We start from the raw sequence: 26236 nt of genomic DNA, 5'->3' as shown, positions 1-26236 counted from the left end.
GAGAAATTACAATGAATGCCGACAATCAGTTAGAGAAATTCAAGCAGATTAAATATGAGCTTACCCGGTTTATGATGATATACAAATTCGCCCTCGCTGAAATGGAGACCAAGATTGAGATTCTCAAAGAGGAATTTCAGCTGCTTCACGACTACAGTCCGATCGAGCACACCAAGTCGCGGATTAAATCCCCAGAGAGTATTATGAATAAAATGCTGCGCAAGAACAGCGAGCTGTCACTCCAGCAAATTAGAGCCAGCATTAAGGATATTGCCGGGCTGCGCATCACCTGCTCGTTCATTTCAGATATCTATCATGTCAGTGCCATGCTGCAGAAGCAGGACGATCTCAAGGTGCTGGCGGTCAAGGATTATATCAAGAACCCGAAGCCGAACGGTTACCAGAGTCTGCATCTGCTCATAGAGGTTCCGGTATTTATGTCTGACTGTCAGGAGCATGTCTGTGTAGAGGTACAGATCCGTACGATTGCGATGGACTTCTGGGCCAGTCTGGAGCATAAAATTTTCTATAAATACAGTCAGGCGGTCCCTGAGCATCTGACCCTTGAACTCAAGAATGCGGCAGACAAAGCGAATGCACTCGATCTGCAGATGGAGCGGCTGCACCGTGAGATTCAGGAGATCAAGGATGCCCAGGAGGACGAGGATTCCTTCTCTGGACTGCGGGAGATTATCCTCAATAATCAGCAGTTTAACCTGCCTGCCAACTTCATTAAGCTATTAGGGGAATAGCCGGATGACAAGCGGAAGATGGAGGGTGATAGACTCATGCACAGAAAGGCCTATGTTACGGATCTGGATGGAACCCTGCTGAACTCGGAACAAAAACTCTCTGCTTACACAGTGCGGGTACTAACGGAAGCGATGGAACAGGGGATGATAATCAGCTTCGCTACTGCGAGAGGGTTCATCAGTGCAGACAGCGTAGTAGCGGATATTTCCTGGAAATATCCGCTTATTCTTTATAATGGGGCACTTATCTATGACAGCATGACGCACAAAGTGATTACCGGTTACTGGCTGGATTCCATTATTTCCGGGGAAATCATTGACATTGGACGGGAATTTGAACTTACACCGTTTCATTTCCTGCTGGATGCAGCGGACGGCGAGCGGGTGCTGTATGAAGCGCCTATCCGGACCGGAGATGTGGAATTCTACAAGTCCCGGATGAATGATGTACGTTTCCGTGAGGTGAAGCGGCTTGAATGTCCGGCAGATCACCGGACGTTGGTGATAACTTACATTGGACGTTTGGAGGAGTTGGCCCCGCTGCATCAGAAAGTGCTTGACCGCTTCGGTTCAGAGGTACATATTCATTTCATGAAGGATATATACATAAAAGATCATTATTTCCTGGAATTCAGCCATCCGGATGCGAATAAAAGCCAGGGGCTGAAGCTATGGGCACAGCATATGGGGCTGGATACAGAGGATATCGTTGTCTTCGGTGACCATTTGAATGATCTGGGCCTGTTTGCCGCAGCGGGAACAAGTGTCGCGGTGGAGAATGCCCATGAGGAACTCAAAGCTGTCGCACATCGGATTACCGCATCCAATAATGAGAACGGTGTTGCAGTGTTTCTGGCAGAAACTATGAACAAGGGAGAGATGACGGGTGAGTGAACAGTGTCTTCGTACCATTACAGTGAACCAGGCAGGTTATTCGAGTGCAGGAGAGAAGCTTGCCCTATTTACCGGAGAGGGGTCCCGTTTCCGGGTAATTGATCTTCAGACTGGAAGCATTGTATTCACCGGACAGACAGGGGAGGGAGTGGAGGATAAGCCAAGCGGAAGCCGTGTGCACACCGGTGAGTTCTCCGCAGTAACGGCTACGGGGATGTACCGTATTGAAGGTGAGGATGGACAGGCCTCGGCTGCGTTTGTGATTGCAGACAAGCCTTACCAGGAGCTGCAGCAGGGTTTATTAAAAGCCTTCTATTTTTACCGCTGCGGAGTAGAGCTGAGCGGAGAATATGCCGGTCCTTGGGGACATGAAGCCTGTCATCTGGCAGCAGGGACCGTAATCGGCCGGCCGGAGCTGAAGCTGGATAGCTGTGGAGGCTGGCATGATGCAGGTGATTACGGGAAATATTCAGGGCCCGGAGCCAAGGCGGTTGCCGATCTGCTGCTGGCCTGGGAGCTGTATCCTGCGGCATTTGCCGGTGCACGTACGCTGCCGGAGAGTGACGGCGTGATGCCGGATGTACTGCTGGAATGTAAAGTGGAGCTGGACTGGTTGTTCAAAATGCAGGAGAGCGGCAGCGGTGCTGTGTATCACAAGCTGACCACACAGAACTTTCCGGGGCTTGATGTGATGCCGGAAGCGGATACGGCGGAGCTGTACTTCTCCCCGGTGTCCGCTGCGGCTACAGGTGACTTCGCCGGTGTGATGGCGATGGCGGCACGGATCTATAAGCCATTCGATGAAACGTATGCCGCCCGGTGTCTGGAAGCTGCAGCGGCGGCCTGGAACTGGCTGGAGGCACATCCGGCGGAGCCGGGCTTCACTAATCCGCCGGGCATTACGACCGGGGAATACGGTGATGAGGAAGATCGCGACGAGCGCTTCTGGGCAGCGGCGGAGCTGTTCCGGACTACAGGCGGTGAGCAATACCATAGCGCAGCGAGAGAATTGGTGAAGCATCCATTCCCGAAATACGGCCTCGGCTGGGCGGATATGGGCGGCTATGGCACATTGGCTTACCTGTTGAACGGTGAAGAGCAAGCTGTGGCCTCTCTGTATGCGGAGCTGAAGGAAGGGCTGGTGGCTGAAGCCGCTCGCCTCCTCCGGCAGAGCCGGGAGGATGGTTACAGAATCTCGCTGCGGGAAGAGGATTATATCTGGGGCAGCAACATGCTGGTCCTGAATAATGCCATGCTGCTGCTGGTTGCGGAGCATTTCAGCGGGGAGACTGAATATGCGGCTTGTGCACTGGATCATTTGCATTATCTGCTCGGACGCAATGTCCTGGGCATCAGCTACGTGACCGGCTTCGGTGAACACGCGGTCATGCATCCGCATCACCGCCCATCTGTGGGAGACAACATAGCAGAACCCGTTCCGGGTCTGGTCTCAGGGGGACCTGACCGCGGACTGCATGATGAATATGTGCAGGAGCACTTACAAGGCAAACCGGCAGCCCAATGTTTCGTTGATCATGAAGACAGCTACTCGACGAATGAGGTCACCATTTACTGGAATTCACCGGCGGTGTTCGTGACGGCAAGGTTCAATTCCTGATTAGAAGAGGAGACGGTCCATGCAGACATTTAAGGTTATTAGTCTGGATATGTTCCAGACTCTGGTGAATATTCAGGGGAGGCGGGCAGAAGTCTGGAAGCCGATCCTTAAGCAGAATTTCAGCGAAGACAAGTCCCGGGAGCTGGGCAGCCAGCTGCTTAGCCACTATTTCGCCGCAGCAACCAAAGCCCGGGAGGCGGGCAGCTTCATCAGCAGCAAAGAAATATACAGCAGAGGGTTTCAGCAAGTGTTCCTGCAGCATGGCATGGACTATGACTGTTTGCAGGCTGTAGATAACCTGTTTGCCCAGCACCGGCTGTCCGAAATGTATGCGGACACCGAAGCCTTTTTACAGCGGATTTGCGGGGAATATCAGGTCTGCATTGTCAGTGATACCGATGAGCTTATGCTTCCTGACTTCTACCGGAGTTATCCTATCTCTTTATTCACTTCCGAAAGGTATCAGTCTTATAAGAATGACAGTCATAACCGGATGTTCACTGAGGTTATAGCCCATTATGGTGTGGAGCCGGAGCAGATTCTCCATATCGGAGACTCGGCATCAGATGTGCTGGGAGCAGCCCGGGCAGGAATCAGGTCCTGCTGGATCAACCGGGAGCAACTCACCTGGAAGCATGGGGTGAAGCCGGATTATACAGTGGGTACCCTGGATGAAGTCTATGAATTTATATCAAAAGAGAGTAGTCCGATATCCATTGATTAATAGTGAAGGGGCCGTGAGGGAAATGAACCACAAACTGACAGAGCAGGACCTGGAGTTACTGAAGTATCCGATCGGGAAATTCACAGCTGTGGAGAACCGCACGGAAGAAGCACGGCAAGAATCCATACGGATCATGAAGCAGCTGGCGGCTGAACTTAGGGAGGCTGTAGGGCCGCTAACGGAGGAGCAGCTAGACACGCCTTACCGTCCGGGCGGCTGGACAGTGAGTCAGGTCGTGCATCATCTGGCGGATACCGGCATGTATGCCTATCTGCGGTTCAAGCGGGGTCTGACAGAAGAAGCCCCGCAGGTTCCGAGCTACAGACAGGATCTGTGGGCGGAGCAGAGCGATTATACGGATGAACCGGCGGAGTCCTCTCTTCAGCTGGTGGAGCTGCTTAACCGGAGATTCGCAACTCTGCTTACCTCACTGAAACCGGGTGATTATGATCGAAGCTTCGTAAGTGCCGGACTGGGCACGTTGACGCTGGATGCCGCAATTCAAAGATATATCTGGCATAGCCGCCATCACCTGGCCCAGATTACTTCATTAATCCAGCGTAACAGCTGGTAAATCATATTCTTTCAATCAAGAGCAGACGAAATTGGGACATACCCTTCCGTCTGCTCTTTTTCAGTTGTTCATTATCTCTGCATCATACGGTATTCTAATGAAATCTACTCCCTGCTGACCTGGACGTTTTTTCAGCAATGGAATCAGGTACCTTTTGGACAAAAAATGGAATGTAAAATGGGCGTGTGCTCCATTTCTTAATCGTATATAATTAAACAATACGGGCTCAGGCAGACATGGAGGTTAGGAAATGCCTATATCAAAGGGAGCGGAACATAAACCAAAGAGGAAAATCAGTCTTACTCTGCTCTTAATGGCCCTGGTGACTATGGTGTTTCTGCTCACTACAACGATCCTGCTTGCCGGGTCTTACCAATCTAAGAAGAAATCCCTGATGGCAACCACACTTAATTTGAATTATTCCAATGCGGACAGAATGAGTAAGACATTGGATTCACTCTTTCGATCGATGCGCAGCAGCCTGATTTACGATGCGTACACAATCTCCGGCATGGAGGCTGCGCAGCCTGAAGTTATAGATGAATATCTTGAGTTGATGCGTAACAGCAGCAATTATTTCAATTCAATTATCCGGGTGGATGCTGAGGGGAAGGTGCTCAATAACTCACCAGCCTCGTTGGGAATGGTTGGGAGTCAGCTTATTTCTCCACCAGCCCAGGAAGCGCTTGCCCTGCAGACCCCCTACCTGTCTGCACCGTATAAAGGATCTACGACCGGCAGGATGCTTATATTTATGAGCGAGCCGCTCTATAACAAACACAAGCAGTATCTTGGACTGCTCGGAGGCACGATCTATCTTCATGATGTCAATATCTTGAACATGATATTCGGGAGCAATGTTATCGATCAGACCGGATCGTATTATTATATTGTCAGCTCGGAGGGTCATGTACTGTTTCATCCCGATAAGGAGCGGATAAATCTGGATATCAGCGAGAATGTGGTTGTGCAGCAGCTGATGGAAGGGAAGAGCGGCGAAGTTCAAGCGCTCAATATGAGAGGAGTGCCGATGCTTGCCGGCTATTCGGCGGTTCCAGCCAATGGCTGGGGTGTTGTTGTCGTGTCCCCGGTGAGTGCAATTCAGAAAGAGCTTTTGGTACATCTGCGAAAAACACTTTCGTATACGATTATTCCATTTATATTATTGCTGCTGTGCGTATTTGTGCTGGCGCACCGGCTGGCGAAGCCGTTTGTGGTGCTTGCTGATCTGGTAAACCGTATCGGCAAAGAGAATGTTGAGCTTCCTGATCTGAAGCCTCACTGGAACCGGGAGGTGGATCTGCTGACCAAAGCGGTGGTCATTGCCTGGACGGATATCCAGAAGCAGACCAACCAGTTAACCCAGGAGGCCATGACGGATCTGCTGACAGGTCTTACTAACCGGAGAGCCCTGGATCTTAGCATAAGCCAATGGATTGCCGCCCGGGTGCCTTTTTCCGTGATCGTACTGGATGTGGATAAATTTAAGTTTGTTAACGATACCTACGGGCATCTGGCCGGGGATGAGGTGCTGAGGCAGGTCGCCGATGTTCTAACCGCAAATATCCGCCCGGGTGATGTGTGTGCCCGTTATGGGGGAGAGGAATTTGTGCTGCTGCTCCCGCGGACCAGACCCGAGGATGCCTACAATGTGGCCGAACGAATCCGTCAGACGCTTGAGAAAAGCAAGGTCCCCTTGCCGATGCAAGTGACCTCTTCCCAAGGGATAGCCCATTATCCTACGAATGGCCGCACGCGCGAAGAGCTACTGGGGAAAGCGGATGAAGCTTTATATACTGCAAAGCATACCGGCCGGAACCGCACTGTGATTGCCCGTGAATAGGGAAAAGGAGCATCTCCATCAGGGGATGCTTTTTAGGTTCCTCTCTGCAGCTGAAATTAATCGTCACCTGGGCCTGGGCGGATACATATCCTACCTCAGAACGATAAAAAACGGCCCCGATGAAAGGAAGGATTCGCGTGACCTCTTATATGGACTACACGTCACCTAATACACAGTTTACCTTTGATATGAATGGCAACACGTTGTTTAAAAAGGATGATTGCAATTATATCAACGTGCTCGGTATCAAAAACTTGAACACCCTGGAGAACACCTCGCTGCTGGATATATTTCTCAGCAAATCCAATGTGGTAGAACCGCATTATCATCAAAATGCTGCAGAGCTGGTGTATTGTATATCCGGCTGTGCAGTGGTATCTCTGATCAACCCGTTCACAAATGAGCTGCTGCATTTCCCCATATCACCGGGCCAGGTAGCCAATGTGCCGCAAGGCTGGTGGCATTATGAAGTGGCAACGACGGATTGTACCCATCTGCTGGCTATCTTCAATGCACCGACGCCGGAAGTCGTTCTGGGTTCGGATATTCTGAGCAAGACACCGGCCAATGTCCTGGCGCATACGTACTGTTTAAATGAAGCACTGGTTAAGGAAGCGCTGGCTCCCGTTAAGCCCCAGACCTTCATTGGCCCGCCAGCAGATTGCTGCGATCCCTCGCAAGCCGCTGCCGGGAATATGAAAGGAACCCATATGGCTCATGCCAATATGGCTCCGATGATGGCAATTGCAAATATGGCGCCTTATAGTTATCAGCCGGCTCCGCAAGCTTTTGGATACCAGCCTATGCCGGTCCATGGCTACTATACCCAGCCGTATGCCCAGCCTTACCGCCAGCATCCGTATGTCCAGTTCGATCCGAATGCGGGAAATGCCGTAAATGAAGCGGGAATCGAATAATAGAACAGGGAATGAAATAAGACGGTAGTGAATTCTGAGAAATCAGAATTCACTGCCGTCATGGTATATTGATTGAACTGAAAAATTAACCAGGAGCATCGCCGGGGAATTTTGGGGTTTTGGGACTTAGGACAGGCGGACAAGCACGCGGCCCCGTGTATTCGACTTCAAAATATCTTCGAGTGCAGCAGGCAGCTCCTTCAGGCTAATCTCGCGGTCCACCAGCTCCTCCAGCACGGCAGGCTTCATGTCAAGGCCCATACGTTGCCACAGCTTCGCCCGTTTCTCGGAAGGGCAGGAGACGGAATCGATGCCCAGCAGGCTGACTCCGCGCAGGATGAACGGCAATACCGTTGTGGGAACGGCGGTGCCTGCTGTTAATCCGCTTGCGGCAACTGCGCCGCCGTATGTGATTTTGCTTAGTACAGCCGCTAGAGGGGGGCCTCCGACGGAATCTACAGCAGCCTGCCAGAGCTGCTTATCGAGCGGCTTAACTGCACTGCCGGCCACATCCTCACGGGAGATCACTTCGGCTGCGCCTAAGGTCTGCAGATATCTGGCTTCATCAATTCTGCCGGTACTGGCCGTTACCTGGTACCCTTGCTTAGCCAGAATGGCCACAGCAGCACCTCCGACACCTCCGGTTGCACCGGTGACGAGCACTTTTCCATTATCCGGAGTTAGTCCGTGAGCTTCCAGTGCTTCAATAGACATTGCAGCTGTGAATCCGGCCGTTCCGTAGATCATCGCTTCCCGCAAATTTAAGCTCTCCGGCAAGGGAATAACCCAATCCGCCGGAATACGTGCATATTCACTGAAGCCGCCGAAGTGCGATACGCCGATGCCATAGCTGGTGGCAATAACGGACTGGCCTTCCTGGAAACGGCTGTCTGTAGAAGAGACCACAGTCCCAGACAGATCAATCCCGGGGACAAACGGATAATTTCGCACAATGTTGCCATTCGGGATGCCCGCTAATCCATCTTTATAGTTTACACTGGAGTAGGCTACCTTAATTAGGACTTCACCGGACGGCAGGTCTTCGAGTGACAGCGGCTTGACCTCTACAGAGAAAGTGTCAGTCTTATCTACCACTAAAGCTTGAAAAAGGTTAGTCATATCTTATATTCTCCTTAACCGAACTCTATTTGTACATCTGTTATATAATATTTATTCTGACCGGTCAACTTTTTATTGACTGTGATATAATACACATTACTCTTTATTCGCGGAGGTCTTATGGTACGTTACAAGAAATCTGAAGAGAAGCGCAAGCAGATCCTGCACGCTGCATTTCGGGCATTGTCCGAGCAGGGCTACGATGCTGTAACCCTGCAGATGATCGCTGATCATGCGGAGGTCAGCAAGGGTGTCGTCCATTATTATTTCGAGAGCAAGGAAGCGGTGCTGGTTGAACTTCTGGAATGGCTGACCGGCAGAATATCTGCCAAGGAGCAGTCCGCTGTGGGGGAACAGCATACCGCAACGGGGAAGCTGACGGCATACATCGGGTCTGCGTTTCCCGGTCCGGCGCAGAACCGTGCCTTTTACCGAGTCTATCTGGATTTCCTGGCGCGGGCCAGCCGTATTCCGGTGTACCGGGAGATTAATCAGCGTTTCTATGACAGCTGTGCGGGAATCAGTACGGAGGTGCTGACGCTGGGCCAGCAGGAAGGGATATTCTCCAAAGAGCTGTCGCCAGAGAAGACTGCCCCGGTGATCCGGGCGATTATTGACGGCTGCCTGATCCAGTGGCTGATGGCCGATAAGGACGAGCTGCATGAGGTGTTCAAGGATTCCTGTTACACGGCAATTATGAAGGTGCTCAGTGTGTAGAGGGGAGTATACAGAAAACAGGGGAAGGTTGATAGCATTTGGGGAGAAAATGGCGGAAAATCGTACTTATAGCTGTGGTCTGTCTTGTTCTTGGCGGGGGAGTGTTGTATTGGCTATACGGCACCGGATTCTCTCATGGTCACAGCAGACTGCGGATTAGCGAAGGGACACCCGTACAATATCTGCAGGGTGACGGGGTAGTGATTGTGGATGAAATGGAGCTTAGTTTAGGCAAGCAGAGCCAACCAGACGGCTACATCAGTATCTATAATCATTCGGAGATCTTGTGGAAGAAACCGGTCACGATTCCGGTGGGAGAAGGGCAGCTGATCAAGTTCACACAGGGAGGGAGTGCTGTATTTCCTGCTCCTGAGGTTATTTATTATTGGCTGTGTATTCAGCGTCCCGGCAAGCACGCAGAGGATGATCTTGTAACTTACTATATTGAAGCCAAAGTACTGGGAGAAGATGGAGATGCTGCGGCAGACAAGCTGCTAAAGCTTGCGGAGAACTGGGAAGTTCCGGATTGAGTAGGAATTATTATGTACAATCTGTGAACTGTAGTATATTGGACTTAGATTCGTCTGATGAGGGAGGCATATTCTATGTCAATTGCAACAACGATGATTATCCGGCTGGAGATCCGCAAGGCTGAAGCGTCTTTCGGGGATGTGGCAGCAAGGCTTGCGTCTGCGGGCGGCGATATCGTGGCGATAGACGTCATCCGTGGCGGCAAGGACGTAACAACCCGTGATCTTACAGTAAATGTGCAGGATGCGGCCAATGAAGAGATTATAAGTGTGCTAAGAAATATGCCGGGTATAAAAGTCATTAACGTCTCCGACCGGACCTTCCTGGCCCATCTCGGCGGCAAAATTGAGATTACTCCGAAAATGCCGATCAAGAACCGGGAGGATCTGTCCCTGGTCTACACACCTGGTGTGGCCCGTGTCTGTATGGCGATTGCCGAAGATCCCGCAAAGGCCTATTCGCTGACGATGAAAAGAAATACGGTAGCTGTCGTCACCGACGGCACCGCAGTGCTCGGTCTTGGCGATATCGGACCGGAGGCCGCGATGCCAGTGATGGAAGGGAAGGCCATGCTGTTCAAGCAGCTGGCGGATATTGATGCTTTTCCGCTGTGTCTGGACACGAAGGACCCGGATGAAATCATCCGGATTGTGAAAGCGGTTGTTCCGGGCTTCGGCGGAATTAATCTGGAGGATATCAGCTCTCCGCGCTGCTTCGAGATTGAGCGGCGGCTGTCAGCCGAGCTGGATATTCCGGTCTTCCATGATGATCAGCACGGAACAGCGGTGGTTGCGTTGGCGGGTCTGCTTAATGCGCTCCACGTGGTGGATAAGGTTATAGCCGATTGCAGAATTGTTGTCGTCGGCATCGGTGCGGCAGGCGTGTCGATCTGCCGTCTGCTGCTGGCGGCAGGGGCGAAGCAGATCTATGCTGTGGACCGGGCAGGGATTCTGAACCGGGACGAAACCTACACCAATTCCGAATGGAGCTGGCTGGCCAAGGCAACGAATCCGGAGAATGTGAGCGGAGGTCTTGACGAAGCGATGCGCGGGGCGGATGTATTCATCGGCGTCTCCGGCGGAGGGATTCTTCAAGTGAAGCATCTGCAGACCATGGCGCCGGACAGCATTGTGTTTGCTATGGCTAACCCCATTCCGGAGATTGAACCGGAGCTGGCTGAGCCTTTTGTCCGCGTGCTGGCCACCGGAAGAAGCGATTATCCGAACCAGATTAATAACGTGCTCTGTTTCCCGGGGATTTTCCGCGGAGCGCTGGACTGCCGGGCGAAGACCGTGAACCTGGAGATGAAGCTGGCCGCAGCACAGGCCATCGCTGCAGTTGTCCATCCGGATGAGCGGAATGAGCAGTACATTATTCCGAGTATTTTTAACGAAAAGGTAGTGGAGCAGGTACGTCTTGCTGTTATCCAGGCAGCCATCGCTACCGGCATAGCGCGGCGTATTCCGCCGGACATCAGCTGAGCGGAGAGGGCTAACCCGGACAGCGACTTGAATACTGGCAAGGCAAATGAAGCTGCGGCCACTATGGCTTGCGGCTTTTTGCAATCTGGGTAATTATGCATTATTAATAAAATGTATCACTCCGCTGAGAGACTAAGATAACGGAATAGAATTGCCAAGGGTTTGGCGGAGGAGGCGAGAGGCAGGGAATAGTTGGATTTTCTCCACTTGCTCATGAACGGAGGAGCCCTCGCCAGGCAACAGTTGGATAATCAGCACTTACTAGGCTGCAAATAGATCAAAGTGGAGGAAAGACGTGGAATTAAATAACGTATATCCAACTAATTAGTTAAGATGCATTGAAAGTTCCAAATTAAGATACAATTATCCAACTATTATGCGGTTGTAATTACGATCTGATTTTAGAAAGGAATCAGGTGTTATCAGACTATCCACATCCAATTAAAGCATGGTAGAATATACAATTGAAAACATCTATTCAATTATTCGGGAGGCGCTATGAACCGCAAAATTCATATTATGGGAGCTTCCGGATCGGGGACTACCACACTTGGCAAGGCGCTCGCGGCAAGGCTTCCGCATGTTCATCTGGACAGTGACGATTATTTTTGGGAGCAGAAATATAGTAAGCAAACTCCGGTTGCAGCGCGTCTAAGCAGATTGCGGGCCGATTTGGAGCAACAGGAGCCGTGGATTCTGTCGGGTGCAGTCTGCGGATGGGGAGACGGGCTGCGCGATACGTTTGATCTGGTGATTTTCCTGTGGATACCTGAACAGCTCCGGCTGGAACGCTTACGGGCGAGGGAATATCAGCGCTATGGCGATGCGGGTCTGCCTGGGGGAAGCAAATATGAGGATGTCGAGACCTTCATGGAGTGGGCGGCGCTCTATGATACGGCTGGACCGGAGGTCCGGAGCCGGGCGCTGCATGAGGAATGGATGGCCGGGCTGAATTGTGATGTTATGCGTTTGGAAGGAGATATGTCCGTGGAAGAACGGGTGGCGGCTGTACTGCACCATATGTCCCGGTAATTCCCGGCATGACCGGATCAGGCTTTTTTTCACAATATAAGCTATGGAAAAGAGGGCTAAACATGAAGAAGATCATGCGTGCGCTGCTGCTTCCCGGAGTCATGCTTATGCTGCTTACGTCCTGCAATACGGAAACTACTCATTTCAATTATACTTTTAAAGGCGAGGGTGAAACCTGGTCGGCTGTATATGAGCAGACAGCAAGCCAGAAGCTGATCATCAAAAATGACCGCGTGAAGGATTCCGTATCCAGCAAACGGTATACATTCGATCTTCATTACAAAGGTGAACAGTCAGACCTCGGAGAGATCAAACAGTTCAAATACAGCTATAAAGGGATAAGCGGCGGTGGCAGTCGGACTCAGGAAGGACCCGTTAGGCTCGACATGTTGCACTCAGGAGGGAATGGAACCGGTGCATTTGAGTGGGAGGATTCCGTCATTAAAGTAAATGTGGAATGGGACGGTCACAGTGAGGAATTTGAACTCATAAATGCTAAGTAGGGCAATGTTGTCACTGATTAGGAGAGGCTGCCCAAGATGATTAAAGAGAGGGTTACGGAGGAATGAGCTTAGGGCTGGTTAGGCATTTCAGAGTGCAGCACAAGCCGGAGCGGACCTGGCTGACCGGGGAACAGTTCAATCAATGGATTAAGGAATATGAGACTGCGCCTATTCAGCAGCCTGTACCTATGAGCAGCTTACAAAAATGGGATATTTGTCTGTGCAGTGATCAGGCGAGAGCGTTACATACGGCAAGTTATTTTGATGCTCAAGAGTTCGTATATACAGAGCAGCTAAGAGAAATTGATATAGCAGCCCTGCAGTTAGGTAAATTCAAGCTAAGCGGATTGCGCCTGCCTGTATCCTGCTGGCTTGCGCTTGGACGTTTGTCCTGGACTGCCGGTCATCCCTCTCAACCGGAGAGCAAAGCGGCTGTTCTGCAGCGTGCCCAGATGGTAATAGATTCTCTAGCGGCAGAAGCTGAAGCAGCTGCACCGGAAGGACGTGTGTTGATCGTCAGCCATGGAGCGTTCATGAAGGTGCTTGACCGGGAACTCCGGCGTAGGGGCTATAAGGCAGAACGGATGTTTTTTCCGCGCAATGGGCAATTATATCTGTATGAGAAGAACTAAAGGATTCACAAATATATGAAAGCGGGTCATACATACTATGGTAACGATCGAAGAAATCGGCATTGAATCGCTGGAAGCACTAAACACGCTGTACGAAGAACTGATTGGCGGACCGACAGATCCGGTGAAGCTGGAGACGGCATTCCGGTCCATCCGGGAGGATAGCCGGTATGTATTATTGGGTGCTTTTGTAGACGGGGAATTGCTGGGCTCTATGATGGGGATCGTCTGCCAGGACCTCGTTGGGGATTGCCGCCCGTTCATGGTGATTGAGAATGTAGTGGTCTCTTCGCGAGCTCGCCGGCAGGGCATTGGCAAAAAACTGATGACTGCCCTCGAAGACATCGCCCACGAGCGGGACTGCTACTATATTATCTTCGTGTCGGGAGAGAAGCGGAAGGAAGCGCATGTCTTCTATGAGAAGATGGGCTACAAAGAAGAGCCGGTGGAGGGCTACCGTAAGCATTTGAGCTCGCATTAGGCTAATCAGCCAACCGCCCAAAAGCTCTTAGCTGCAAAAGCTTTTCAATGGTTTTACATGATTTCCACCAGTTCTCGCTGATGGCAAATGCTTCAGGGTACCTGCTGTTGTTGTACCATTCCCAAGGAATAGACCAAACGCCGCTTTCGGGTTTTTGGTCTATTAATGTATCAAGTGCCGCATGGACCTCTTGCTTGTTCGCTTCATAAAATCTGCTTGCCCGCGACTGAACAAACTCAAGAGGGTTCGCCATAAAATTACCGGTTTCGTTACGTATTTTCTCACCAACCAAGCAGGGGATTTGCTTACACAGGAATTCATAGTCAAATTGCTCTGTTAATCCTGCACCTTCAATATCCTCAAGCAAATCACAATAACCACTAACCCCCATATCTCCGTACTCCGTTGTTGATTTCAGTTTTTCAATAAGAATTCCGCTGTAGGATAAAGCCATTGTATACAAGTGTGACTTGCTGTCTCCATAACGAAGAATGAAGCCGGATAGGCTTGCAGTAGTTCCAATACTCTGATAAGTATTTGTCCCAGCATTATAATCCCACCAGACACCATGAGGATAGTCATTATTCGATGGAATTGTAAACATCCAGCCCTCTTCCGTAATATGCTCTGTGTTCTCAAGATACCGGAATATACCCTTGTATATGGGGTGAGATACATCCGTGAAATCTATCTGTCTCAGCATTTTGATCACAATCTGGGCATTATACGGGGTGGAATGAGGGTTCCAGTTATCAGGATCAATGCCATTTCCATAACCGCCGTCGTTATTCTGATAATGCGATAGGGCCGCAAGAACAGGTTCTTTAGTTCCATTTTCAAAATGATACTGAAACAGAGTCAGATCAAGTGCTCTTGCATTACGATAAATCCAGGCCTTAATGTCATTGAAATCATGTATCCATAGTTTTTTCACAACAATCACCTCGTAAATATCTTATAGTCTAACATAGTATTTGTATTGCAAAAATCCGACTTCCCTTCATAAATAACTCCTTCTTCGCCTCCCCCTTCCAAATATTCCGTTTGACCATCCCGATGACAGCGCTTTATAATCCCTTCATGAGTGGCGGACCAGTGGTCATGACTACAGAAGGCGGGGGACAACTGTGAATCAAATATGCAAAGTGCTGATTGTGGACGATGAAATTCTGGTCCGGCAGGGGATTAAATATGTGCTGGACTGGGAACACGAAGGATTTCAGATTGTAGGTGAAGCGGCCAACGGGCAGGAAGCGCTGAATTCGCTGCAGACCCTGCAGCCGCATATCATCATTACCGATATTGTGATGCCGGTAATGGACGGCGAGGAATTAACACGCCTAGTGAAGCGGGATTATCCGGCTACAGAGGTAATCGTGCTGAGCAGCTTCAGTGAATTTCATTATGTGCGCTCCACGTTCCAGAATGGGGTGGCCGATTATATTCTGAAGCCGAAGCTGGAAGCCGGTTCGCTGCTGCAGGTGCTGCAGAAGACCCGGGAACGTATCCCGGGGCTGGGTGCCACCGCGGCTGGAGTTCAGCCGGAAGCGGCACCCCAGCGGCTGGATGCCCTGCTTAGCCGGTTGATCTCAGGCTACCGGCTGCAGCCTGAGGGGGAGGAGTTCGTGAAGCAGCAGCTTCCGCAGGACTGCTTCAGCTTCTTCGGCTGGGAGACCGGGCGAACCGGACCAGCCGGTGTTACCGGTGCCGATAACGCAGACAATGACGCAGACGCATTGACAGCCATCACCGCAGCTGTAACCGGGGAACTGGAACGGAATGTTCCAGGACTGATGCAGTGCATCATCCCTGGCGGCGAGCCGAATGCGGCACTGCTGCTGGTCAACCTGCAAGAAGAGCAGTGGCCGGCGCTCTTGCAGGCTGTGAATAAGCTGGCCCACGCCTTGGCCGGACAAGAGCCTGAGCTGCGCCTGACCCTGAGCCGGGCCTTCGGTTCGCTCAGCGAGGTGGCAGCGGTCTATCAGCAGAGTGTTCTGAAGCTGCGGCAGTACCGCTTCTTTTTGCCAGATCAGGTACTGCTGGTACACGATGAGCTGCCGCAGCGGGAAGCCCAGCTGCCGAAATTCAACCTGACCCAGTTCACGGAGCAGCTGAAGCGCCAGCAGCTGGAGGAGGCGTTCGGCGATCTGCATCAGCATGTCGATGCGCTAAGCCGGCAATATGACGGGGATGTGTTTCAGTTCAAGTCCTTCCTCGGCAATATGATCTTCAATGTGACGAATCAGTTCAGCCATCTGGGAGAGCTGGAGGAAGGGAAATACGGGCTGTTCCGGGCCATAGATGAAGCGGGCTCAGCGGATGGGGCCGTGCGGATTCTCGAACATTTTCTTGCCCGGGTCATGGAGCTGACCTCATCGGCAGCGCTGACACCAGGGAGCAATGCCAATATGGCCAAGCTGCTCCAGTATATGGAGGAGCACTACACCGAGCCGCTGAGTCTTACGGAGCTGGCCCGTCATTTTCATTTCAACCCTTCTTACCTGTCCAGTCTGTTCACGACCTATAACCAGGAGGGATTCAAGGAGCATCTCAATACGATCCGTACAGGCAAGGCGGCGGAATTGCTGCGGGCAGGCGAGGCACCGATTTCCGAGATTAGCAGCATGGTCGGATATGGGGATCACAGCTATTTTTGCAAAGTGTTCAAGAAATATACCGGCTTGTCCCCGAGCGCTTACAGACGTCAGCATTACGGACAGGAGTAGAGCCTATGCGCAGATATTGGGATCGTTTCAAATTCCACAGCCTGTTCATCAAAATATTCATCGTGATGCTAATCAGCATTATTGCTGTAGCCATCGCTTCTTCATGGACCACGGTCCGCATGTCGGAGAAGCTGTTCATGAACACCTTCAGCATTACGAATACCAAGGTGATCAGCCAGATTAAGGCGAGCTTCGAATCGTTTCATTATTCCATCGTTACAGCCACCAACAACACACAGCTGAGCGGCACCATTAAGAGCTTCCTGACGGAAGAGGACTCGAATTCCCTGCGGGTGCTGCGGACTTATTACAATATGACGACCCAGATGAAGAAAATCCAGTCTACTCTGGACTCCTACCAGGTCGGGATCAAAATCATGGGCAAAAACGGACGCAGCTATTCCACCAATACGAACAATCTGCTGATGAGTGACCAGGAGCTGCAGCAGCATGAGCTGACCAGGAATACACTGGCTGAGCCGAAACGGCTGATGTACCAGTTCTATGAGGAGAGCAGTAAGGATTCCCCGCAGAAAGAGGCTGTGATCGTAGCCAGCAAAGCACTCATGGAACGCACAACGGGCGATATTTACGGAACCTTGTATTTTACCATTCATGAGAAGGATTTCCGCCCCTTCTATGCAAGCTTTGTCAGCACCGGGAATGATGTCGCGATTCTGAACAGGGATGGCGTCATTGTCTCGAGCAACCGCAGTGATCTGATGGGCCAGCAGGCGGAGGATTTACTGCAGGTTGCCAAGGAGATTGAAGAGAAGCAGCTGGATTACAAAAATGTTGATTTCCGCGGCACAGATTCCATTCTGATTGCGGATTATCTGTCTTCCTATGACTTCTATATTGTGAATCTGATTGATAAAAAGACAGCTCTCGGCCAGATGGTCAACGGTAAGATGGTGGTGCTGATCTGCTCAGCCATCGTCATCGTGGCCCTGATCGTGGTGTTCCTGATCTTCAGAAGGCTAACCCGGTCGCTAACCTTGCTAACCCGGCAGATGTCCAAGATTACCCAGCGGAACTTCCATAATTACATCACGGTAACCGGCAGCTTTGAATTTCAGGAGCTGGGACATGCCTATAACTATATGCTTGATGAGCTGAATGATTATGTAGAGAAGCTGGTCGAGACACAGAAAGAACAGAGGAATGCCGAACTGGCCGCCCTGCAGCATCAGATTAACCCGCATTTTCTGTATAATACGCTGGCCTCGGTCAACTTCCTGGTGCAGCAGGGCAGCCAAGAGAAGGCGGTTCACACGATTCATGCCCTGATCTCGATGCTGCAGAATGCGCTGAGTAACGTCAGTGAGAGCATCACGGTAGCGCAGGAGCTGGAGAATCTGAAGTCCTATGTGTTTATCAACCATGTGCGCTACGGGGAACGGATCAGAGTGAATTTCTTCATCTCACCGGACTGTATGGACTTCCATCTGCCGAAGCTGATCATTCAGCCGTTTATTGAGAATGCTTTTTTTCATGCGTTTACGAAGAAAAGCGGGGGATATATTCATATCCTCATCTCCCAGGATGCCGGTTCCCTGGTCTGTGAGGTTGTCGACAATGGAGACGGTATGGATACCGGAGAAGCCGATCTCTACATGTCCGGGCCTGCGAGCAAGCGCCAGCTGTTCACCGGGATTGGGATCAAGAATGTGCATGACCGGCTGGTGCTGATGTACGGCGAAGAGTACGGAATTACTATTAAAAGCGTCCCTGGTGAGGGGACAGCTATTAAAATACGCTTGCCGCTCCTGAGGGGACAAAAATAATACAAATATCTAAAAAAAGAACAAATTGCAGATAGGTAGCGCTTACAATAAGGCGATAAAATGACAAATCCCTATAAAGTAAGTTCTAACGGCTCCTCTTACGCGGATGATAAGATTACTTATGTAATAAATAAGCGCTTACATTAAAGCGGACTCATAAAAGCGCATTAAAGGGGAGGATTACAAATGAAAAAAGGCATTGCGTTATTGCTGATTTGCCTGCTTTTGCTTACTGCCTGCAGCTCCAATTCGAACTCGGGCTCCGGCTCCAAGAACACAGGGAATGCAGCTGCGGACAACGGAACATCTGGAAACACAGCAACCACAGAACCTGCCCATGCAAAAGAAATTACAATTTGGGCCTGGGACCCTGCATTCAATATTGCCGCACTGGAAGTGGCCAAAGCGGAATATGCCAAAACCAACCCTGATGTAAAAATCAACATTGTAGAATATGCACAGGCTGATATTATCCAAAAGCTGAACACAGGGCTGAACTCTGGAACAACCAAAGGCCTGCCGAATATCGTGCTGATTGAGGACTACCGTTCCCAGAGCTTCCTGCAATCGTATAAGGATTCCTTCTACGACCTGAGCGGCTCGATCAAAGGCTCTGACTTCGCGGATTACAAAAGCGGTCCGACCAGCCTGGACGGCAAGCAGTACGGAATTCCTTTTGACTCCGGCGTAACCGGACTCTATGCCAGAACCGATTATCTGGAGCAGGCAGGCTATAAGCTGTCTGATCTGCAGGATATTGACTGGAACAAATATATTGAAATCGGCAAAGCCGTGAAAGAGAAGACCGGCAAGGCGCTGATTACTCTGGACCCGAACGACCTTGGACTGATCCGTGTGATGATTCAATCCGCCGGTGAATGGTATCTGAAGGAAGACGGCAAGACGCCGAATATTGCCGGCAATGCGCCGCTGAAGGAAGCATTTGAAATCTATAAACAAATTATGGAATCCAATGTGGCTAAGGTGCATGCAGACTGGAGCCAGTTCGTAGCTGCGCTGAACAGCGGGGACGTCGCTTCGGTACCGACAGGCAACTGGATCACTCCATCGATCACAGCTGAAGCCACACAATCCGGCAAATGGGGGATCGCACCGCTTCCCAAGCTGACTGCGAATGAATCGGTTCATGCCTCGAATCTTGGCGGAAGCTCATGGTATGTGATGAATGTGGACGGCAAGGAAACAGCAGCTGACTTCATGGCCAAGACCTTCGGCTCTAATGTGGAAATGTATCAGAAGCTGCTCACGGACATCGGTGTAATCGGTACCTTCAAAGCGGCTGCAGGCGGAGAAGCTTACACCCAGGCCAATGAATTCTTCAGCGGCCAGAAGATTGTATCGGATTTCGCCGCCTGGACAGAGCAGATTCCAAGTGTCAATTACGGCATCAACACCTACGCCATTGAAGACATCCTCATTGTAGAGATGCAGAATTATCTGAACGGCAAGGACATTGACAGTGTGCTGAGCGATGCCCAGGCCCAGGCTGAATCACAGATTAAATAGCTGAGTCTTGCACACAGGTAAACCTTGGGCGTGGCCTGCGGCTTCCGGGCTTTCAGGAGGGCGGGGCAGCGTCCGGGGTTTATTATTTCTTACCATGAAGGGGCTGGGCCGATGTGAAAAAAACAAATTCTAACGTTAGTATCCGCACCAAAAGCGTATTGACCGGATGGTCCTTCGTCCTGCTTGCGGTCATTTTGATCTTCGTCTTCTATTTCTACCCGATGCTACAGGCGCTGATTCTGTCGTTCCAGACAGGAACCGGCAGCAATCTTACCTTCACCGGATTCGACAACTATACACGGCTGCTGTCTGACAAGACTTTTATCGTTTCTGTAAAAAACACCTTCATTTATCTGCTGGTTCAAGTGCCGCTGATGATTGTGCTGGCACTGTTTATTTCAGTGCTGCTGAACGACAGCAAGCTGAAGTTCAAAGGGTTTTTCCGGACGGCGATCTTCCTGCCCTGTGTAACCTCGCTGGTTGCCTATTCTGTAGTGTTCAAGTATTTGTTCGCTGGTAACGGTCTGGTGAATACCATGCTGCTGAAGCTCCATCTGGTCAGTGCCCCGATTGAATGGATCACCGATCCGTTCTGGGCCAAAATTACGATTATTATCGCGATCACCTGGCGCTGGACGGGGTACAATATGATCTTTTACCTGTCCGCTCTGCAAAATATTGATCATTCCATTTACGAGGCCGCCAGAATTGATGGGGCTTCTGCATCGCGGCAATTCTTCGGAATTACTGTCCCGCTGCTGAAGCCGATCATCCTGTTTACCTCGATCACATCCACCATCGGTACCCTGCAGCTGTTCGATGAGGTCATGAATATTACGAAGGGCGGTCCGGGGAATGCAACACAGACGATCTCCCAGTACATTTATAATTTGTCGTTCAAATATTCAGCGGACTTCGGCTATGCAGCCACCGTATCGTATTCCATCGTGATTATGATTGCGCTGCTGTCGGTCATCCAGTTCAAAGTGGCAGGTGATAAAAATGGCTAAGAGTAAACGTTTCTTCTTGTATCTGTTCCTCAGCATCGCGGCCATTGTCTCGATCTTCCCGTTCTTATGGATGGTGGTCAGCTCCACGAACCAGTCGGTCGACGTCACCCGCGGGCGGCTGCTGCCCGGAACACATCTGCTGGATAATTTCCAGAAGCTGCTGGATACCACAGACCTGCAGTTATCCTTGATCAATTCCGCTAAAATCTCGATAACCACAACGCTGCTGGCGCTGCTGATTGCCTCGCTGGCCGGTTATGGCTTCGAAGTCTTCCGCAGCCGCTCGAAGGATGTTGTGTTCAACATCCTGCTGTTGTCGATGATGATTCCGTTCGCCGCGCTGATGATTCCGCTGTACCGGATGTTCGGCAAGATTTCGAATGTGTTCCCGTGGATGGGCATTGATACGATGACTTCGGTCATTCTGCCTACGGTGACCACGGCCTTCCTGATCTTCTTCTTCCGGCAGAGCACGAAGATGTTTCCGAAGGAGCTGCTGGAGGCCGGCCGGATGGATGGGCTCAGCGAGCTGGGCATCTTCCTGCGCATCTATCTGCCGACCATGAAAACGACCTACGCCGCGGGGGCAATCATCACGTTCATGTCAAGCTGGAACAATTATCTCTGGCCGCTGATCGTGCTGCAGACCCCGCAGACGAAGACGATGCCGCTCCTGATCTCGACACTCGGTTCGGGCTACGCCCCGGACTACGGCATGATTATGATCGCGATTGTAATCGGCACGATCCCGACTGCGCTGGTATTCTTTTTGATGCAGAAGCAGTTTGTGGCTGGGATGATCGGGTCGGTGAAATGAACAGAAGAGTTCACTTGGGGCGGGGCGTAGCTAGGGTGGATATTTTGGACTTCCGGCCGCTGTTGTCTCCAGATTTCTTGATTCTAGCCGCTTATAGCGGATGAAATCCGGAGACAAAGGCGGACGCTACCGCTCCTACAGTTCCAAAAATCCCCCTCCGTACGCAAGCCCTGTTGTAAAATTCTTAAGTTCATTTATGTGGGGTGTGGCAGGGGAGAATCGCGAAAGAGGCAAGCAGCAGAAAGGATGCTGCTTGCCTCTTTTTCTTGCTTATTTTACTAAACGAGGGTTAAATTAGGGGGGGAGAGGGATAAGATGAGATGCTTAACTGCGGACATTCATCCATAATGTGGCGGCTGGAGCGGTGTTCGTTCAACAATGCAGCAATTGATGTATTCATCCCCAAGCGGAATTCAGCAATAGTTGTATTCTGTACACTTAAAAACAGCGAAAAGGTAGACTCGCCTCTTTTAAGTGTAGTTTGTACAACTAAATTTGCTTGAATGGGTGAGAACCCATCTACATGGGCTTTTTAATTGTACGAAATACAACTAAACGGAGAATCGTTTGTAAATCAGACGTTTTAGTTGTACAAAGTGCAGTTAAGCGTAACAGAGGATGGACCGTAATCGGGTGATGTCAAACCTAAGCAGGCGATTTACCAAGGTTTTGTCATTAGGTTTAACCTGATACGGGTACTATTTTAATCGTTGCATGCGTTAACTTAACAAGAGCCGCAGTAGCGGGAGCGCTGCATTATTCCAAACGGAGCAGAATGAGAGGATGATTGTTACTATGAAGCAGAGAAAGAAGTTACTCGTGTTGCTGCTGACAACGGGAATGAGCTTGGCGTTATTAATAGGGGGTAGTACGGGGAAGGTGCAGGCAGCGCCTAAGGAATATCCGGTACTGCTCAAGATCAACGAGTATTATGTGCTCTATACGGCACCGAAGGCGCCTTATGTGGATTCACAGGGACGAATGATGATTCCATTGCGCTCGATCAGCGAGCTGCTCGGGGCGAAGGTCAGCTTCGATGCCAACAGTAAAACGGCTACAATCGGGATGGATGATGTAACGGTTAAGTTCACGATAAGGTCGAAGTCTGTTTCGGTTAACGGGGTTGCCGGCTCCATGGATACGATTCCGGTATTGGAGCAAAATTCGATGTTCATCCCGGTCAGTGTTCTGGCGGGCAGTTTGGGCATCGTGAGTAAATGGGATCAGAATAATCATCTCTATACATTGACAGGGGACACTCTGATGCAGACGGATATTATTAAATTAGCGATAGAGGATTTGGAGAGAAGCGCCTTTGGAGCACCGCCGGGGGCGATTATCAGCAACAATGCTTTCCGTCCTGTCTCGTATACGTATGACGCGGCAAAGGGCAGCTTTACTGTTAAATCGCAGAATATAACCGGAAATGATATTCCGGCAGGAGCAGCGGATGTAGCCGCATATGTGGTGTTTAAAGATTCGGTTCAGTTCCCGGTGCCGAGACGGGAAAGACCGGCTGTCGGGAAGGACGGGTTCACCTTGGTTACCGCTCAGAAGCAATCGCCCTATCCCCCGCTTTATTTGCTTGTCAAAGGGAGGCTGCTGGACCGCTCCCCCATATAAATACCTGAACAAAGGTGGAATCAGATGATGATAGATATGCAGGAAATCGTAAACGCTGTTAGCGGCTTGAAGCACCGCTTGATGAACGTATCGCGGCACCGGTTGCCAGCCTGCTGGGATACTACGCAATTCTGATGGATTCTCCCAAAAAGCGGGCATTCTGGGACTCCTCACCGGATTGTACGCATGTGCATATCGTATGCGGTGATTCCTTCGCTGAAGGCATGAAGCAAGCGTTGACAGGGCTGGGCTGGACAGACTCGCACAAGCTTGTTACACTCCGGGAGAATTATGCCATAGGTCCGCTGGGCCAGCTGGACTCGCCGGAGGGAAGGAAGGCCCGGAGTGAGTGGTTCCTCCAGAATATCCTGGGATACTCTACCGCCACTGATGAGTGCGAAGAAATGTATACGGAGCTTATGGACAAGCTTGTGCAGGTAGGTTTCCGACAGCAATGAGATTCTACAGTGTCAGACGCAAAGCAAACTGAGCAGGGAAACAGAACGTTGAATGCCGGAAGTTGAAAATTACATTACAATTCAGGAGGCAGCCTATGCAAACATTATTCCGTTATAACTGGATGGTCCGCGAGGAATGGTACAAATGGTGTGAGGAGCTGCCGGAAGAGGAGCTGCTGAAGGAACGAACAGGCGGAATGGGCGGAATTCTGAAGACACTTGTGCATATTATCGATGTGGAATTGAGCTGGATCCGGGATATGGAGGGTAAGCCTGATGTTCGGGCAGATTTCCCGGAATATAACACTCTGCAGAAGATCAGGGAGCTGGATGCAAGGTTCCGGCCGGAGGTGGAGCAGTTCGTGCTGGCCTGGCATGAGGGGCTGGAGCAGAACATACTGAAGGATGAGCGGGCGGATGGACGGGTAATTGAGGATACCTGGGGTGAGATTATGCGCCATATTATCGCTCATGAGATTCATCATTCCGGCCAGCTCTCTGTATGGTCCAGGGAGCTGGGCAGGAAGCCGGTATCCGCCAATCTGGTAGGCAGAGGGCTTGCGGGCATTTTGCCGGGCAGAGAATAAAGGGTGCGTTTAGTCACCTTTCAGACTTGATTTTACACTGCCAGCAGGCATGAACAAGATACAAATCTGAGTGTTGAAAAGGCTGCCGCCAAGGCGGGCGAAGCTTAGATTAGCTTTACAGCTCCGGCGGAAACCAAAGGTGACGCAGATCCACCCAGCCCTGGCTGTTGAACGTAACGCCGCGCACGGAGGGCAGATAAGCAGTTTCGGCAGGCTTTTCATACAGGATATGTAGCTGATGATCCTGGGTCAAGGTGTCCTCTATGATCTTGAAGCCCTCTGTCCGGGCAGCCGTATCAGGCTCGCGGGAGATCATCTGCAGTCTGCCTTCGATGTCGGCGCGGGTTCGCGGCTCGATATGCTGCGAGAGGGTCAGATACAGATCGTACAGCCGCAGCTGTTCATCCTGATCGCGGAGTAGCGAGAAGACAATCAAATCCGATTGCAGGCGGATCGGTCCTTTGAATTCCTCCGGGGATACGGAGACCACCTTACAGGAATATCCGTGCTGCTTCAGCCTTGAGGCAATGTATTCAGCGTCCCCGGCATACTGCGGAATGGTGGCAATTTGCAGTGCCGCCGCCGGAAGACCGGCTGAATGCCTGAAAGGTTCACGGGGAGCTTCATGCAGACAGGACAGAATATCGGCACGGAGAAGGGGATCGCTTAGCGGTCCCTTTTTTTTGGTGTTGCAGGTGACGAATTTGCGTACCGAGGATTCGGAATGAATCTTGCTCAGGGAGCCGGTACCCGCTGCCTGCGGATTCGGAATGACATGGAAGCCCGAACCCGTCTCGGAGGGTCCCGGCGCAAGCCCCCAGGGTACATAGATGATTTCCACACGATCCAGATGGGCCCGCCCCTGAAAATAATAAGGAAACACCTCCAGCACGCAAGTATCCTCGCTCATCTCTACTACCTTGAAAGGTCCCGTTCCCGCAGGTCTTCGTCCAAATACATTCTCACCGATGGACTGTAGGTCACGGGGGACGATCGCCGCCCGGCTGGTGCAGAGGAACGGGAGGAAGAGCTCGTTCGGCTTCTTCAGCAGAATGCGGACGGTGGAGGCATTCAGGGCTCTAACTTCCTGAATTTCCTTGAAAATATAGCTGTACAGCGTCCGCTGTGAGGTAGACATCATCCGTTCAAACGAGTAGACCACATCCTCGGCGGTCAGTACCTTGCCGTGATGGAACAGGACTTCTTTGCGCAGATGGAAGGTCCACGCGGTACGGGCTTCGTCGGTCTCCCAGGCATGGGCCAGACCGGGAATCACTTTGCCGCGTTCGCCGCTGCGGCCGACAAGACCGTCAAAGACATGGCTGGAAACAAAAGACTCTGCCAGCAGATTCATATACAGCGGATCGAAGGTGTGCAACTGCTGCGTGACCGGCAGCCGCAGCGTATCAATCCGTTTGTCACTCTGCATCTCGGCATGATGCCCGAAGTAAGCCAGCAGCCAGCCCTGTAGTGTATCCTGCAGGGCGGAGGTGCGGGCATGTCCGCGGATTCCCTCCAGAGCGCTGCTGATATCCTTGCTGCTGATGGCCTGCATCATGGATTCCAGGGCAATATCCTCGGAGGCTGCGAGGAACACCAGCTTGGAGCGCCGCCCCCGTCCACGGCTGGGCGTCCAGGTGATCCAGTTCATTTCTACCATTTTGCGGATCACATGCAGCGCGTTGCGGTGGGTACAGCCGAGGGTCAAGGCCAGCTCATCCAGGGTAACAAGGACCTCTGCCGGGCCTCCATGATGCGAATGCAGCTTCAGAAATTGGCTGTGCAGCTTCATCTATAAGCTCTCCTTTTACAAAATAGGAAATTAATAATAATATATTTCTCTTTTTCTTCTTATTTTATCAGCTAGAATCAGGGTAGGAAAG

Annotated in this window: 25 protein-coding genes; 22 read left to right on the top strand and 3 right to left on the bottom strand. The window is 51.1% G+C overall.

Annotation, left to right across the window (positions count from 1 at the left end; genetic code table 11):
* The first annotated feature begins 11 nt into the window (after positions 1 to 11).
* The 7 genes from MKZ24_RS24560 (at position 12) to MKZ24_RS24530 (ending at position 7322) form a co-directional block, all read left to right on the top strand.
* Positions 12 to 752 carry a GTP pyrophosphokinase gene (locus tag MKZ24_RS24560; RefSeq protein WP_042235434.1) on the top strand — a complete coding sequence of 247 codons (741 nt, stop codon included), beginning with the start codon at positions 12 to 14 and terminating at the stop codon, positions 750 to 752.
* A 36-nt stretch (positions 753 to 788) separates the two neighbouring features.
* Positions 789 to 1646, top strand: a complete 858-nt coding sequence (locus MKZ24_RS24555; RefSeq protein WP_340787686.1) for a Cof-type HAD-IIB family hydrolase — start codon at positions 789 to 791, stop codon at positions 1644 to 1646.
* Entirely contained in the window at positions 1639 to 3264 is a 1626-nt protein-coding gene (locus MKZ24_RS24550) for a glycoside hydrolase family 9 protein (protein ID WP_340787684.1), read from the top strand. The genes MKZ24_RS24555 and MKZ24_RS24550 overlap by 8 nt, the downstream gene beginning before the upstream one ends.
* 19 nt (positions 3265 to 3283) lie before the next feature.
* Positions 3284 to 3988, top strand: a complete 705-nt coding sequence (locus MKZ24_RS24545) for an HAD family hydrolase (protein ID WP_340787681.1) — start codon at positions 3284 to 3286, stop codon at positions 3986 to 3988.
* 22 nt (positions 3989 to 4010) lie between these two features.
* The gene (locus MKZ24_RS24540; protein WP_340787678.1) at positions 4011 to 4562 is read left to right on the top strand and encodes a YfiT family bacillithiol transferase; all 552 of its coding nucleotides are present in this window, start codon (positions 4011 to 4013) and stop codon (positions 4560 to 4562) included.
* A gap of 250 nt (positions 4563 to 4812) precedes the next feature.
* A complete protein-coding gene (locus MKZ24_RS24535; protein ID WP_340787676.1) occupies positions 4813 to 6405 on the top strand; it encodes a sensor domain-containing diguanylate cyclase in 1593 nt (530 codons plus the stop codon).
* 137 nt (positions 6406 to 6542) lie between these two features.
* Positions 6543 to 7322: a cupin domain-containing protein gene (locus MKZ24_RS24530; protein ID WP_445324173.1), complete on the top strand. Its 780-nt coding sequence runs from the start codon at positions 6543 to 6545 to the stop codon at positions 7320 to 7322.
* Positions 7323 to 7448: 126 nt separating this feature from the next.
* On the opposite strand, the gene MKZ24_RS24525 is transcribed toward MKZ24_RS24530, so the two are convergent.
* Positions 7449 to 8441 (bottom strand): acrylyl-CoA reductase family protein, encoded by a 993-nt coding sequence (locus tag MKZ24_RS24525; RefSeq protein WP_340787669.1) that lies wholly within the window; start codon positions 8439 to 8441, stop codon positions 7449 to 7451.
* A 120-nt stretch (positions 8442 to 8561) separates the two neighbouring features.
* Here MKZ24_RS24525 and MKZ24_RS24520 point away from each other — a divergent pair, with 120 nt between their 5' ends.
* The 7 genes from MKZ24_RS24520 (at position 8562) to MKZ24_RS24490 (ending at position 13818) form a co-directional block, all read left to right on the top strand.
* Complete coding sequence (locus MKZ24_RS24520; RefSeq protein ID WP_340787666.1) at positions 8562 to 9158, top strand: TetR/AcrR family transcriptional regulator; 597 nt, start codon at positions 8562 to 8564, stop codon at positions 9156 to 9158.
* A 38-nt stretch (positions 9159 to 9196) separates the two neighbouring features.
* Entirely contained in the window at positions 9197 to 9688 is a 492-nt protein-coding gene (locus MKZ24_RS24515; RefSeq protein WP_340787663.1) for a hypothetical protein, read from the top strand.
* A 75-nt stretch (positions 9689 to 9763) separates the two neighbouring features.
* Positions 9764 to 11170: an NAD-dependent malic enzyme gene (locus tag MKZ24_RS24510; protein ID WP_340787660.1), complete on the top strand. Its 1407-nt coding sequence runs from the start codon at positions 9764 to 9766 to the stop codon at positions 11168 to 11170.
* A 498-nt stretch (positions 11171 to 11668) separates the two neighbouring features.
* Positions 11669 to 12202, top strand: coding sequence for an AAA family ATPase (locus MKZ24_RS24505; RefSeq protein ID WP_042235452.1), 534 nt, complete (start codon positions 11669 to 11671; stop codon positions 12200 to 12202).
* 62 nt (positions 12203 to 12264) lie between these two features.
* The gene (locus MKZ24_RS24500; protein WP_042235454.1) at positions 12265 to 12705 is read left to right on the top strand and encodes a hypothetical protein; all 441 of its coding nucleotides are present in this window, start codon (positions 12265 to 12267) and stop codon (positions 12703 to 12705) included.
* 62 nt (positions 12706 to 12767) lie between these two features.
* The gene (locus MKZ24_RS24495) at positions 12768 to 13337 is read left to right on the top strand and encodes a histidine phosphatase family protein (protein WP_042235455.1); all 570 of its coding nucleotides are present in this window, start codon (positions 12768 to 12770) and stop codon (positions 13335 to 13337) included.
* Between the two features lie 37 nt (positions 13338 to 13374).
* Entirely contained in the window at positions 13375 to 13818 is a 444-nt protein-coding gene (locus MKZ24_RS24490) for a GNAT family N-acetyltransferase (RefSeq protein WP_042235456.1), read from the top strand.
* A gap of 1 nt (position 13819) precedes the next feature.
* Here MKZ24_RS24490 and MKZ24_RS24485 read toward each other — a convergent pair whose 3' ends face one another.
* Complete coding sequence (locus MKZ24_RS24485) at positions 13820 to 14752, bottom strand: hypothetical protein (RefSeq protein WP_042235457.1); 933 nt, start codon at positions 14750 to 14752, stop codon at positions 13820 to 13822.
* A 193-nt stretch (positions 14753 to 14945) separates the two neighbouring features.
* Between MKZ24_RS24485 and MKZ24_RS24480 the strand changes: the two genes are divergently transcribed.
* The 8 genes from MKZ24_RS24480 to MKZ24_RS24445 all read left to right on the top strand — a co-directional run bounded on the left by MKZ24_RS24480 (position 14946) and on the right by MKZ24_RS24445 (position 24353).
* Positions 14946 to 16544 (top strand): response regulator transcription factor, encoded by a 1599-nt coding sequence (locus MKZ24_RS24480; protein ID WP_340787653.1) that lies wholly within the window; start codon positions 14946 to 14948, stop codon positions 16542 to 16544.
* A 5-nt stretch (positions 16545 to 16549) separates the two neighbouring features.
* A complete protein-coding gene (locus tag MKZ24_RS24475; protein WP_340787651.1) occupies positions 16550 to 18331 on the top strand; it encodes a sensor histidine kinase in 1782 nt (593 codons plus the stop codon).
* Positions 18332 to 18517: 186 nt separating this feature from the next.
* A complete protein-coding gene (locus tag MKZ24_RS24470; RefSeq protein WP_042235461.1) occupies positions 18518 to 19858 on the top strand; it encodes an ABC transporter substrate-binding protein in 1341 nt (446 codons plus the stop codon).
* Between the two features lie 113 nt (positions 19859 to 19971).
* The gene (locus MKZ24_RS24465) at positions 19972 to 20868 is read left to right on the top strand and encodes a carbohydrate ABC transporter permease (protein ID WP_042235463.1); all 897 of its coding nucleotides are present in this window, start codon (positions 19972 to 19974) and stop codon (positions 20866 to 20868) included.
* Positions 20861 to 21685 (top strand): carbohydrate ABC transporter permease, encoded by an 825-nt coding sequence (locus tag MKZ24_RS24460; protein ID WP_042235465.1) that lies wholly within the window; start codon positions 20861 to 20863, stop codon positions 21683 to 21685. The genes MKZ24_RS24465 and MKZ24_RS24460 overlap by 8 nt, the downstream gene beginning before the upstream one ends.
* Before the next feature lie 795 nt (positions 21686 to 22480).
* Complete coding sequence (locus MKZ24_RS24455; protein ID WP_340787646.1) at positions 22481 to 23308, top strand: stalk domain-containing protein; 828 nt, start codon at positions 22481 to 22483, stop codon at positions 23306 to 23308.
* 134 nt (positions 23309 to 23442) lie between these two features.
* Entirely contained in the window at positions 23443 to 23766 is a 324-nt protein-coding gene (locus MKZ24_RS24450) for a DUF1835 domain-containing protein (protein WP_340787643.1), read from the top strand.
* Positions 23767 to 23861: 95 nt separating this feature from the next.
* Positions 23862 to 24353 carry a DinB family protein gene (locus tag MKZ24_RS24445; protein WP_042235466.1) on the top strand — a complete coding sequence of 164 codons (492 nt, stop codon included), beginning with the start codon at positions 23862 to 23864 and terminating at the stop codon, positions 24351 to 24353.
* 115 nt (positions 24354 to 24468) lie between these two features.
* Here the strand turns inward: MKZ24_RS24445 and MKZ24_RS24440 are convergent, their stop codons facing one another.
* The gene (locus MKZ24_RS24440) at positions 24469 to 26145 is read right to left on the bottom strand and encodes an ABC transporter substrate-binding protein (protein ID WP_340787640.1); all 1677 of its coding nucleotides are present in this window, start codon (positions 26143 to 26145) and stop codon (positions 24469 to 24471) included.
* Between the last annotated feature and the right edge of the window lie 91 nt (positions 26146 to 26236).

The sequence above is a fragment of the Paenibacillus sp. FSL R7-0297 genome (assembly GCF_038009025.1).
Lineage (GTDB): Bacteria > Bacillota > Bacilli > Paenibacillales > Paenibacillaceae > Paenibacillus_AQ.
This window is presented reverse-complemented; position numbering and strand designations above follow the sequence as displayed.